Here is an 11,904-nt window from a genome sequence, read left to right as displayed (position 1 = left end):
CCGTTAAGCGCGCTGAATAGGACAGCGTGCTATTTCCAATACCGCTTCGCTAAACGCATTACACGCCGCTTTACACGCCGCCTGACTGCCGCTTAAAAACGCGGCGGAATAGTTGGTTTCTGACGGCGGTGCAACATAGGTCACCAGTTGCACATCGGCGGCTTTCAGCGCCGCATCAATGCCAAAGGTGGCTTCTAGCGGCGGTGCAACCAAATACGCCAACGGATCGCCCAACCGAATGCCGGAAGAACCCGACAGATAAGAACCGGTGCGCGAAACCACGTGCGCCAGAAACGCCGTATCTTCGGCATCGCTGGCCCACTGAAACGCCGGTCCTTGTTCGATCATCGCAAACATCGCATCTAAACCAGCGCGCACCTCGGCAGGGTTTGGCCCGCCGAGCATAATAATCACCTCACCCGACGATGGTGACGGAGAGTGCGCGGCACCCGCGTACAAAGAACGGCCATAAACAACTTCAACCTGAGCCTGTTTGGTGGCTTCATCGGCGGCAATATAGGCCACATCGTCAGAGTCCACGGTCATCAGGCCAAGGCTGCGGATATGCGACGGCAGCTTCAGCTCACGGCGGAAATCTTCCTGCAGCGCGGCAATCACCCTCATTGCTTTGACGCTCGGTTTAATCAAATCTAATGCTGGCATGTGTTTACTCCTTAACGCGTCATCGAAATACCAGAGGCTTTCTGCTCCAGCATCCGTTTGGCCAAATCCACAATCACCGCTGCTGCTTCAACCGGAGGTGTGCCGCCACGATGGATATTTGAAATGCAGGTACGATCGGCTTCTACCGTGGTAGCCATGCGTGGTGAATAGACCGCATAGCAGGACAGGCTTTCTGACTGCCCCAAGCCAGGACGTTCCCCCACCAGCAAAATCACCACTTTTGCACCCAGTAACTCGCCAATCTGATCTTCTATTTTCACGCGCCCGTAGCGCACAAAGAACGGCGTACCCACGTTCATCCCTGCCAGCTCTAATCCTTTCAGCAGCGGAGGAAGGATCTCGTCATAGTTAGCGGTAATCGCATCGGTCGATAAACCGTCAGAAATCACCACCTGAACATCTGGATTGGCTTTGCACTGGGTTTTCAATGTTTCAATGGCATTCGCGCTAAGGCGTCGCCCCATATCGGGACGGGTGAGATACAGATTTTTGTCGCTGATCTCCGACTGCACTTCCAACAAACCATGCTTTTGTACCCACTCCGGCGGCACCTCTTTGAGTACCGTATCTTTGGAGCGTGAATGGTCAGCCAGAAAACGCAGCAGCGCCTGAGTACGTGGTCGAGGGCCTGCACGACCGGTACACACGCGTGCCGCGGTGCTCCCTCGCAGCTCTTGCAGCACGTCTAAGCGATGCGGGTTTTTAACGCCGATCCACTGTTTGGCCTCGTCAGAACCGAGATCGACCGAACAACATTCGCCGCTCTCCGCGCCCGTTATTGCCCCAGCCGTAGCCGGTTGCGCAGCAGCTTCTGGCTGCGCCATACGCGACATCACGCTGCGCACAATCTCTTCTATTTGTTTTTGATCCATGATGATTTACCTCAGAAATCAGAAAAAGAGCGACGGATCACCGGCGCGGGCGGTCAAACGGCCATTCGCCATCAGCCCCATGGTTTCGAGCCAACGCTCAAACTCCGGCGATGGACGCAGGTTCAACAGCTGACGCACCGTCGCCGTGTCGTGGAATGCCGTAGTCTGGTAGTTGAGCATGATGTCGTCCCCCAACGGCATCCCCATGATGTAGTTACATCCGGCGGTCGCCAGCAGGATCATCAGGTTTTCGTTCAGGTTCTGATCGGCATCCGCATGGTTGGTGTAGCAGCAGTCGCAACCCATAGAGATTCCGCTCAGTTTGCCCATGAAGTGGTCTTCCAAACCGGCACGAATAATCTGGCGATCGTTGTACAAATACTCTGGCCCGATAAAACCCACCACGGTATTCACAATGAACGGATCGTAGTGATGCGCTAAACCGTAGTTACGCGCTTCCATCGTGACCTGATCGGCACCGAAGTTAGCACCCGCCGACAGCGCTGAGCCTTGTCCGGTTTCAAAATAGAGACAGTTGCTACCGGCAATCCGGTTATATTCCGCGCCGACTGCGCGCGCTTCATCGAGCATCGCCAGCTCAACGCCAAATTCTTTCAGCCCTTTTTCGCTGCCGCAGATACTTTGGAAAATCAGGCCACCCGGCGCACCGCGTTTGATCGCTTCGATTTGCGTCGTTACATGCGCCAGCACGCAGCCTTGGGTTGGAATAGAAAACTTATCGATGACGCCGTAAATGGTGTCTAGCACGCGGCTCAGGTTATCGACGTCGTCGGTCACGGGGTTCACCCCGATCACCGCATCGCCCAGCCCAAATGAGAGCCCTTCATAAATCTGCGCCACAATGCTCTGCACATCGTCGCGCGTATCGTTCGGTTGCAAACGCGCGCTAAAAGTACCGGGAATACCGATGGTGGTATTGGCTTTCTTAATCACCGGCATCTTTTTAGCACCGTAGATTAAATCGGCGTTGGAGCAAATTTTAGCCACCGCAGCCACCACTTCGGAGCTGATCCCTTTGCGTAGAAAAGCGATATCATCCACGCTGGTTTCATCATCCAAAATGTATTCGCGCAGCTCGCTGATGCTCCAGTTTTTCACTCGGGAATAAGCGGTTTCATTGATGTCATCTTGAATAATGCGCGTAACGCAGTCTTCTTCATACGGGATCACCGGATTCATGCGGATATCCGCAATCGTCATCTCTGACAGCACCTGCTTGGCCGCGACGCGCTCTTGCGAACTCTCCGCCACCACGCCAGCTAACACATCCCCCGAACGCAGTTCATTGGCTTTTGCCAAGACCTGCTTCACATCCTTGAACTGATACGACTTACCGAATAGCTGTGTTTTTAGTTTCATAAACAAATTCCCTTAAGAAGGAAAAGCCAGTGACTTGACGGTGACCGGCACCACTGCGCCGCCAAAAAGCGGTGTGCCGATATCGATGTAATCGCCGGTTCGTGTGATCACTTCATCGATCACCGCCAGCTGACGTTGTGCCATCATCGGCCGCAGCAGCATGCCCAAAGCCTTGCCGAAATCTTGACAGGCAACGACCAACAGCGGGTGCGGATTCGAAAAGCGGGTACTGAATTCCTGCAAGGCGTCGATACAGTGCTGTACCGAGGCGTAGTTCACAGGCAGCTCGGTAGGCAACGCCAATGCATAGAGATCGTGCTGCGGCTGCAAATCCATTTGAGTGAGCGCCTGCAACCACGCCTCTACCAGCGAGGCCGCATGACTGGCGTCAGGATGAACAACCGGAATATTGCGAATGGGTAGAGACAGGCCATCCAGCCAGATGGTGCTGCCAGAAAGAGAAAGCGTGTGTGCGCCAGCGCCAATGACAGTGGCACGCACGGTTTGATTCGGTACCTGCACCGGCAGCGCGGCAAATCCCGCATCGAGATGAATAGCCTGCGCCAGCAGCGGGCCGATATCGCCAAACCGGAATGGATTGCTGTTGTCGTCCGTGCGAAAACACTCGCCCACCCCGCCCGAAAGCGTTAAGGCATACAGCGAATCACAGGCGGGGAGCGCATCGGTCATCAGTAAGCGTTGCGCTAACTGAGAAGGTGCGCCATTGAAAACTTCTAACAACAGTTGCGCCATGCGGGCGGCAACCTGTTCAAGCTGTGCTCGCGTCAGGCTCGTTACGTTAACCCCTTCGCCAAACAGAGAATCCGCGATCCATTGCCCCGCCGGATGGGCACGCAGTACGCGACCGTCGGTGCTGGTTTCAATCAACCGCCCACCCACGTTTAAGCAGGCGGAGCTGACTACCCGCCCCGCTTCAAACAGCGCGTAGTTTGCCGTGCCACCGCCGATATCAATGTTTAAAACCCGCGCCATTTTTTGCTCTGATAAGGCCTGCGCCCCCGAGCCAAAACCGGCAATGATCGACTCTAAATGCGGCCCCGCGGTGGCCACCACAAAATCGCCTAGCCGCTGAGAAAGCGACACAATCGCCGGACGTGCATTACGGGTTTTGGCCGTTTCTCCAGTGATGATAATGGCACCCGAGTCTATGGTTTCAGGCGCAATACCTGCGGCCTGATACTGGGCGAGCACCAGAGCCAGCAGCTCTTCTTCCCGCAGAAAACCGGCAAAATCAACCGGGGTAAACAACACCGGGCTTTGCCAGATAATCTCGCGCTTCACGAACTCATAGCGAGGCACCTGAGAAATAGACGCACGGTTCACCAACGACAGGCGCGAGAAGATCACCTGTGTGGTAGTGGTGCCAATATCAATACCAACGCTAAGCAGTTCGAGAGTTTTCACGCTAGGCCTCCTCAGACACAGGTTGCTCAGCGTTAACGGCGACGTCTTCCCCTTTCGGCACCAGCATCATGGCAACGCCGATAGCCGTCACCCCACCGACTAACTTGCCGACGATCATCGGGAAAATCATGCTAGGCATATTCGCTGCGGCAAAACCGAGGTGGTCGCCCAGCGCAAAGGCGGCGGATACCGCAAACGCACAGTTGATCACTTTGCCGCGCGCATCCATTTGTTTCATCATGCCAAACATCGGGATGTTGTTAGCCAGCGTGGCAACCATGCCACCGGCGGCCATATTGTTAATCCGCAAAACGCCCCCAACGCGCATTAACGGTTTTTCAAACCAACGGGTTAACAGCAATACCATTGGATAGGCACCGAGCAGCACACAGGAGATAGAGCCGATCACTTCAATCGCGCGCATCACCTGACCGGGCTTATCGCCTTCGGTCATAAAGATAGGGTCTAGGCCAGGAATGATCGTCCAGCCCACGGCAAACTTAGCCACCGCGGCGGCCAAACCCACGGTGATAATTGCCACCAAGATTTTGGCGAAAATCTGGAAACCGTTGATCATTTTTTCGGGGATCAGCTTCAGACCCAACGCGACCAGCGCCGCCACGATGAGAACGGGGATCATGTTCATCAGGATCAGACTCAGCGTGAAGACCACCGGCTGACCGTTCACTTCCACGCCGGAATACATCGCTACCAAGCCGCCCGCAATACAGCCAATCGGAATGGTGACAATGCCCGCCAACACGCCTAGCGCCAAATAACGACGATCGGATTTTTCAATAATCCCCAACGCCACGGGGATAGAGAACACGATGGTTGGCCCCATCATGGAACCGAGAATCAATCCAGAGTAAAGCCAGGCGGCAATGTCTCCGCCCGCCAGCTCTTTGGCGAGGAAGAAGCCGCCCATATCACAGGCCAGCAAAGTGCCTGCAAACATGGAAGGGTTCGCCCCCAACATTTCATACAGAGGAATAATGATAGGCCCGAGCAAATACGCTAGCACCGGTGCCAGCGCGGTCATCCCCACCATCGCCAAGCCCAAGGCGCCCATCGCCATAAAGCCTTCTTCGAATTGGCCGCCCGAGCCAGAAATACTCTTTCCCACCGAGCCAAGGCCAATTTTGCCTAAAATCTGCTCCGAGCCGCCAAACTGGGTAAATATGCGATCCACTGCCGCAATCAGCATGAAGATCATCATGATGTACATGATAATTTCGTTAATGCCCATAGCCTGTTCTCCTTCAAAGCCTGTTTAAGTCAGCTCACGAGCCCCGATACAGCGCCACAATTTGAGCCTCAGTGACGGTGCGTGGATTACTTTGAATGCACACGTCTTGTAATGCTGCACGGGCGAATTCGGCGTAGTCAGATTCCTGCCCACCATAGCTCGCCAGATTGCCGCCCAATCCCACATCTTCAATCAACTGCGCAATTGCACGAATAGTGCCTGCCGCGTCGCAGGTTTCCCGCGTTAGGGCATGACCAATTTCGGCAAACGTTCTTTTGCACACCAAGCGATTAAAATCCATCACCTGCGGCAGCATGATGGCGTTCGCCGCGCCGTGCGCAATGCCATACGCCGCGCCAATCTGATGCGCACAGGCATGACACAGACCCAAACCCGCATTCGAAAACGCCATTCCCGCCATGTAAGACGCCATCATCAGCGACTCACGCGCCGCCAGATCTTGCCCCTGCCCAACCGCCTGCGGTAATGCCTGACCAATCAGCGTAATTGCGCGATGTGCCAGCGCCCGGGTCAGCCCCGTCACGTTGGTAGCAACATAAGCCTCAATGGCGTGAGTCAGCGCATCAATACCGGTCGCGGCCGTCACGTGCGACGGCACGCCCAGCGTTAAACAGGCATCAATAATGGCCATATCAGGAATGAGCAGCGAGTGAACCAAAACCTGCTTACGGTGCTGAGGCATGGCGATAATGACTGAAACGTTGGTCGCCTCTGAGCCCGTTCCGGCGGTGGTTGGAATGGCGATCAGCGGCAGACGACGCTTAAGACGTAAAGACGGGGTAAGCTCGGCAAAATTCAGCGTTGGATTAGCCGCCTGTAACGCAGTGGCCTTCGCCGCATCCAGCACCGAGCCGCCGCCCAGCGCAATCACGCCGTCGCACTGCACCTGTAGCAGTTGCGTCACCGCAGCGTTAACATCGGTATCGATAGGTTCGCCCGGAGGACACGCCCAAATCTCATAGGCCACGCCGCTTTGCTCGAGGCTGCGCAGCAAAACCTGCGTCATGCCAGCCTGATGCAAACCGCCGTCGACCATCAGAAAAACGCGTTCAATGCCGCGATCCACCAGAGATTGACCGCAACGGCTGACCGCCCCCGGTCCCATTAGAGTGGAAGGCGGTACCGCAAACTCACGCACCTGACGCGCATTCATCATGTCCAAGGCCTGATAAAGCGCGGACTGAACTAAATCGCCCGGTGACGTTTCCTGTAATGATGCGTTATGCATGGCACCCTTCCCCTTCGCTGATCCCGCAGGCGGCAATCGCCAGCGGCGTCATAAAGATCGACTGCGGTGGCAGATGGATTTGGTGTTGCGGAAAGCGCTGTTCAAATAGCGCCTTAACCCCTGGCTGCATACAAGAACCACCCGCGAGCCAGAGCTCATCCACGCGGTGCCCTTGCAGATGTTGCTCAACGATATCCGCCATTTTTTCGTAAACCGGACGCACCGCAGGCCAAATCTCCGCGCCGCGCTGGCGTTTTATTTGCTCAGCCTCTTCTAACGAAATGCGTTGGTTTCCCGCTAGCGTGAGAGAAATGTGATGGCCGCCGGTAGCCTCATCACCGGAGTAAACCACCTTGCCCTGCGCCACCACGGCAATACCGGTGGTTCCGCCACCGATATCCACCACTGCCGCACGAGTTAAACCCATCATGTCCGCCACGGCGGTAGGTTCATCCAGCACGTTGGTGACGGTGAGCCCCGCAGCTTCCAGCACATTGATAGAAATACGCGGATCGGTACCCGGTGGAAATGAGGTTGCCGCGCATTCAAAACGCCGACCAAACTGCGCCTCTAAGGTGTTCAAGTGCTGACGCACGATATTGACGGCGCCAAAGAAGTCCCATACCACGCCATCTCTCACCACATCCGCCCAGTCCAGACACACCGCGACGGGAACCGCGTCCGCATCAACCACCATCGACACCACGTCGCAGGTACCCAAATCAATCCCTAACCAAAGTGGCTGGCCGGTTTCAATGGGCGCGGCAGATCCTTGCTGCAGTTCGGCGGCACGTAACAAACGCGGGTGAAGCCATTCCTGTGCGGTTCGAGTCATTGACGCCTCCGTTATACGATGCGGAATGTATCCACCAGCACGCAGCGGCGCAGACGGACAAACGTTCTGGCGGAAGTCACACCTTCACCGGTTGGCGTAGTAATCGTCATCGACGTCCAGCCTTCACCGCCAAGACCCAGCCCCGCGATACAAGGCCCGTTTTTGACAAAAATGCTGGTATCAATGGCATTGGCCATCTGGTTGAGATTTTCAATGTGACGAGAATGCATCGCTGCCGTGTGGTGGCAGCCACCTTCCAATTTCACCGCCAGCGCAATCGCCTGTTCGACGTTGCCCACGCGGATCACAGGCAGTACTGGCATCATCATTTCTGTTACTGCAAAAGGATGCGAAGACGAGGTTTCGGCAAGCAGCAGACGCGTTTTGGCATCCACTTCCAGCCCAATTGCGGCCGCAATTTTGGCAGCGTCGCGGCCAACCCAGTCACGACAAACCGTTCCTTTGCCATGCTCATCGATATTTTTCAGCAGCAGAGGCATTAGCTGTTCCACCTGCGCCGAGCTGAGTAACACCGCATGCTGAAGCTTCATTTCAGCCAAAAGCTGGTCAGCCACGCTGTCGACGACGATCAGCACTTTTTCATCGGCGCAGATGATGTTGTTATCAAAAGAAGCACCGTGCACGATAGCGCGTGCCGCACGAGGAATATCGGCTGTTTCGTCTACGACGACCGGTGGATTACCCGCGCCTGCGGCGATCAAACGTTTGTTGGTATGCTTGCGCGCCGACTCCACCACGGCTTCGCCGCCGGTCACCACCAGCAAACCGATGCCCGGGTATTTAAACAGGCGCTGCGCGGTGTCAATGTCTGGATTGGCAACGGTCACCATCAGGTTGGCTGGACCGCCTGCGGCCACCACCGCTTCATTTAATAGCGAGATGGTTTTCTGTGAGACTTTTTTTGCCGCCGGATGCGGCGCGAAAACCACGCTGTTGCCCGCAGAGATCATGCTGATGGCGTTGTTGATCACCGTTGCTGCCGGATTGGTGGATGGCGTAACGGATGCCACCACGCCCCACGGCGCATTTTCAATCAGCGTTAAACCGTTATCACCGGTCAGCACCTGCGGCGCTAAACACTCCACGCCCGGCGTACCGCGTGCCTGAGCCACGTTTTTAGCGAATTTATCTTCAACGCGTCCCATGCCCGTTTCGGTCACGGCCATTTCTGCCAACACCTGAGCATGTTTTTCCGCCGCGTGGCGAATAGCGTCCACCGCGATCTTGCGCATACTCACGGTTTTAAGACCCGCAACGGCCGTTTTGGCGGCTGAAACGGCGTCGTCCAGCGAAGCGAAAACGCCTGCGCCGTACACGTGCGTATCGGGTGTTTTAGGTGCCGAAGCCGTTACCGCAGGAGCTGACGCTATTCCAGCGAGTACCGCCTTCACCACTTGTTCGATTTCTTTCTGATCCATGTTCACTGTTCGCCCCGAATTGATAGCTGCTTAAATTTAAGCGGTTCACTGTGGGAAATTACTTATGGAAAATCACCTGACTCTCCATCACGGCTTCATCTACAATGCCAATGACGCTGAGATCGACCGGTGACGCCTCGCTGTGCTGTGCGCGGCGGGCGGAACTTCCCCCCACCACCAGCACCCATTCACCGTTGCCTGCACCAATACTGTCGGTGGCGACGCTACACTCCCCGCTTGGTTCCCCCTGTCGGTTGATGGTCTCAACCAGCAACAGCTTGTCGTGCTCAAGCCCGGGATGCCGCACGGTACATACGATCTGTCCTATCACGACGGCCAGTTTCACGTTTAACTCCTTAGCTCTGTTAAAAACGTTTTGGGTAAACGCAGGGTAAAAGCGTCCCGCACCGCCCGTAGGCAGCAAAAAATGATGTGTTGCTAAAATAGCGTGACGTCAGATAACGACGTCACGCGAACATCGATTAATCCAGCGGGTTATCGCCAGACATTTTGATAGGGAAAATTTCTTCCAGATCGCCATGCGGGCGTGGAATAACGTGCACAGAAACCAGCTCGCCGATACGCTGCGCCGCGGCAGCGCCCGCATCGGTGGCCGCTTTACACGCTGCCACATCGCCACGCACCATCGCGGTCACCAAACCGCCGCCAATTTGCTTCACGCCTACCAATTTAACGCGTGCAGCCTTGACCATGGCATCCGATGCTTCGATCAGTGCGACCAGACCCTTGGTTTCAATCAATCCTAATGCTTCCATGATATATACCTCTCAATGAGATCCCGTTGGGACCGGTTTTATAACCACGTTTTCACTTGATGCAGCAGCGTGGGCTACATCAATTCATTTGCAGATGCCGCCATTTCTGGCTGGCGCTGCGTTACCGATTTGTTCGCTGTGACTGGCGCAATTGGCGGCGTGCACTGCGTTTGCGCCACCAGCACCAGTTCAATAATTTCACGCGCGCTACATCCGCGAGACAAATCATGCATAGGTGCATTAAGTCCTTGGATCAACGGTCCTAAAGCACGATACCCGCCCAGACGCTGAGCAATTTTGTAGCCGATATTTCCTGCCTCAAGCGAAGGGAATACCATCACATTGGCATGCCCTTCTAATACGCTATCTGGCGCTTTTTGCCGTGCAACATCGGGCACAAACGCCGCATCAAACTGAATTTCGCCGTCCACCGTTAAGGCCGGTACGCGCTGACGAACCAACTCCGTCGCCTGTTGTACTGAAGCCACCGCCGGATGTTTGGCGCTGCCGCGGGTGGAAAATGACAGCATCGCCACGCGAGGTTCTTCGCCCGTAATGGCGTGATAGGTGTCCGCGCTGCTGATGGCAATATCCGCCAACTGCGCCGACGTGGGCTGAGGAACCACGCTGCAATCAGCAAATCCCAGCGTGTGATCGCCCTGAGGCGGCAGCATTAAAAAGAGCGAGGACAGCGTTTGTGTTCCCGCTTGAAGTCCTATAACCCGCAGTCCTGCACGCAATACCGCCGCCGTTGATGAGAGATTTCCGGCAATGCATAAATCAGCTTTGCCCCCGGTCACCATCGCCGCGGCAAACCACAGCGGCTGACGCATTTTCTCTGCGCAGTCAGCGGGCGTTTTCTCACCCAAACGCTGCGTTAGACGCTGGCAAAACTCGCTGTGCCAATCATCGGCATTGTGCGGATCAATCACCGTTATGCCGTCCAACGTAAAACGGTGACTCAGCGCGAAATGGCGCAGGGCAAAAGGGTTGGCGAGCAAAATGGGCTGAGCTAAACCGTGATGTAATAGATAGTGCGCGGCCTCAAGCACCCGCTTATCCAAGGCATCGGGGAACACCACCCGCCGCGGATGGTTCTGCGCTAGGCGGCGGCAGCGATCAATGAGCATGAGCGCCTCCGCGTGCGATCGATTGTTTAAGCTGTTCTGCGCTCGGCCATTCGCCTTGGTGCCTATTTTGCCGCACACACAGGATCATCAGCACATATACGGCGCTGGATAAGCGATTGAGCGCCTGTAGCAAATCAGCTTTCTGCACATGATAATCAGCACCGATAAACACCTTGGCCGCCGTGATCTCCGTTTCTCGCACCGAGGCGCGCAGCAAATTCAGCAGCGCAACGTCGCGCCCTTGATTTACGTCGGGAACAATATGATCGTGCCCGAGGAATTTGAGCGGCTGGTGTGATAAGCGATGCAGCTCATCTGCCGTCAGCCCGGCAATCTCCTGAGCCGCCAACGGAATATCCAAGGCATCAGCCCGCATAATGTTGCCCAGCAGCGAGCGAATATCAGCCAGCCAGTGGGCTGCCGACGCCATCGCGCTCAGTTCACTTTGCAGCCAGACGGCGGTGGCGATGCTGGCATCCAAACGGGCACGAAACGCCAAACGTGGATCGTTTTTAGCGACCATAACCTGCGCATTAAGGTGAGTCAGCGTATCGGGCTTATCCACAACGGCCTGATGGCAAAGTTCACAGCTTGCCGCCGCCGCGCGATCTTGGCTGGTCAGCCCATGCACCGGCTGTAAGTCGGGCAGCGCTTTATCTTCATCCAGCGACGCAGCAACAAATAACCGCCCTTGCTCGTCCTGAAATTTCACCAACAGACGACGCCCTTCTATCAGCTCACGCGCCGATGGCGTCATGCGACTATCTGATGGCAAACGAATTTCGCTCCCTTCGCTCAGGGTATGATTGGCTCGTAACCAGTCTTCAGTGATAAAAGTTGTCATAATCGTCCCCCTGCTTAGGGC

At 55.7% G+C, this 11,904-nt stretch carries 12 protein-coding genes; all 12 read right to left on the bottom strand.

Annotated features, from left to right (window positions below; all coding sequences use genetic code 11):
• Window positions 1-3 precede the first annotated feature (3 nt).
• The 12 genes from eutL to eutT all read right to left on the bottom strand — a co-directional run bounded on the left by eutL (window position 4) and on the right by eutT (window position 11,883).
• Entirely contained in the window at window positions 4-663 is a 660-nt protein-coding gene (gene eutL / locus CPY98_RS08640) for an ethanolamine utilization microcompartment protein EutL (RefSeq protein ID WP_025801786.1), read from the bottom strand.
• Window positions 664-674: 11 nt separating this feature from the next.
• Window positions 675-1,556: an ethanolamine ammonia-lyase subunit EutC gene (gene eutC, locus CPY98_RS08635; protein ID WP_096387350.1), complete on the bottom strand. Its 882-nt coding sequence runs from the start codon at window positions 1,554-1,556 to the stop codon at window positions 675-677.
• Between the two features lie 18 nt (window positions 1,557-1,574).
• A complete protein-coding gene (locus CPY98_RS08630) occupies window positions 1,575-2,936 on the bottom strand; it encodes an ethanolamine ammonia-lyase subunit EutB (RefSeq protein ID WP_096387347.1) in 1,362 nt (453 codons plus the stop codon).
• Window positions 2,937-2,948: 12 nt separating this feature from the next.
• Window positions 2,949-4,361, bottom strand: coding sequence for an ethanolamine ammonia-lyase reactivating factor EutA (eutA, locus tag CPY98_RS08625; protein WP_096387344.1), 1,413 nt, complete (start codon window positions 4,359-4,361; stop codon window positions 2,949-2,951).
• A 1-nt stretch (window position 4,362) separates the two neighbouring features.
• A complete protein-coding gene (eutH, locus tag CPY98_RS08620; protein WP_025801779.1) occupies window positions 4,363-5,610 on the bottom strand; it encodes an ethanolamine utilization protein EutH in 1,248 nt (415 codons plus the stop codon).
• Window positions 5,611-5,644: 34 nt separating this feature from the next.
• Window positions 5,645-6,859 (bottom strand): iron-containing alcohol dehydrogenase, encoded by a 1,215-nt coding sequence (locus CPY98_RS08615; protein WP_096387340.1) that lies wholly within the window; start codon window positions 6,857-6,859, stop codon window positions 5,645-5,647.
• The gene (eutJ, locus tag CPY98_RS08610) at window positions 6,852-7,694 is read right to left on the bottom strand and encodes an ethanolamine utilization protein EutJ (RefSeq protein ID WP_096387337.1); all 843 of its coding nucleotides are present in this window, start codon (window positions 7,692-7,694) and stop codon (window positions 6,852-6,854) included. The genes CPY98_RS08615 and eutJ overlap by 8 nt, the downstream gene beginning before the upstream one ends.
• An 11-nt stretch (window positions 7,695-7,705) precedes the next feature.
• Complete coding sequence (locus CPY98_RS08605) at window positions 7,706-9,133, bottom strand: aldehyde dehydrogenase family protein (protein WP_046358977.1); 1,428 nt, start codon at window positions 9,131-9,133, stop codon at window positions 7,706-7,708.
• A gap of 58 nt (window positions 9,134-9,191) precedes the next feature.
• A complete protein-coding gene (gene eutN, locus CPY98_RS08600) occupies window positions 9,192-9,479 on the bottom strand; it encodes an ethanolamine utilization microcompartment protein EutN (protein ID WP_025801770.1) in 288 nt (95 codons plus the stop codon).
• A gap of 136 nt (window positions 9,480-9,615) precedes the next feature.
• Window positions 9,616-9,909 carry an ethanolamine utilization microcompartment protein EutM gene (gene eutM, locus CPY98_RS08595; RefSeq protein ID WP_005189879.1) on the bottom strand — a complete coding sequence of 98 codons (294 nt, stop codon included), beginning with the start codon at window positions 9,907-9,909 and terminating at the stop codon, window positions 9,616-9,618.
• 74 nt (window positions 9,910-9,983) lie between these two features.
• Window positions 9,984-11,039, bottom strand: a complete 1,056-nt coding sequence (gene pta / locus CPY98_RS08590) for a phosphate acetyltransferase (protein WP_051874126.1) — start codon at window positions 11,037-11,039, stop codon at window positions 9,984-9,986.
• A complete protein-coding gene (eutT, locus tag CPY98_RS08585; RefSeq protein WP_096387334.1) occupies window positions 11,029-11,883 on the bottom strand; it encodes an ethanolamine utilization cob(I)yrinic acid a,c-diamide adenosyltransferase EutT in 855 nt (284 codons plus the stop codon). Before eutT ends, pta begins: the two co-directional genes overlap by 11 nt.
• Window positions 11,884-11,904: the final 21 nt, after the last annotated feature.

The sequence above is a fragment of the Hafnia sp. CBA7124 genome (assembly GCF_002355555.1).
Classification (GTDB): domain Bacteria; phylum Pseudomonadota; class Gammaproteobacteria; order Enterobacterales; family Enterobacteriaceae; genus Hafnia; species Hafnia alvei.
The sequence above is the reverse complement of the archived record's forward strand: the minus strand, read 5'-3'. Positions and strand labels throughout refer to the sequence as shown.

Coding starts and splice junctions, on each gene's coding strand:
- eutJ (WP_096387337.1), bottom strand. CDS start 7,694: ATGACTCGAACCGCACAGGAATGGCTTCACCCGCGTTTGTTACGTGCC.
- CPY98_RS08615 (WP_096387340.1), bottom strand. CDS start 6,859: ATGCATAACGCATCATTACAGGAAACGTCACCGGGCGATTTAGTTCAG.
- eutH (WP_025801779.1), bottom strand. CDS start 5,610: ATGGGCATTAACGAAATTATCATGTACATCATGATGATCTTCATGCTG.
- eutL (WP_025801786.1), bottom strand. CDS start 663: ATGCCAGCATTAGATTTGATTAAACCGAGCGTCAAAGCAATGAGGGTG.
- eutT (WP_096387334.1), bottom strand. CDS start 11,883: ATGACAACTTTTATCACTGAAGACTGGTTACGAGCCAATCATACCCTG.
- eutM (WP_005189879.1), bottom strand. CDS start 9,909: ATGGAAGCATTAGGATTGATTGAAACCAAGGGTCTGGTCGCACTGATC.
- CPY98_RS08630 (WP_096387347.1), bottom strand. CDS start 2,936: ATGAAACTAAAAACACAGCTATTCGGTAAGTCGTATCAGTTCAAGGAT.
- eutC (WP_096387350.1), bottom strand. CDS start 1,556: ATGGATCAAAAACAAATAGAAGAGATTGTGCGCAGCGTGATGTCGCGT.
- pta (WP_051874126.1), bottom strand. CDS start 11,039: ATGCTCATTGATCGCTGCCGCCGCCTAGCGCAGAACCATCCGCGGCGG.
- CPY98_RS08605 (WP_046358977.1), bottom strand. CDS start 9,133: ATGGATCAGAAAGAAATCGAACAAGTGGTGAAGGCGGTACTCGCTGGA.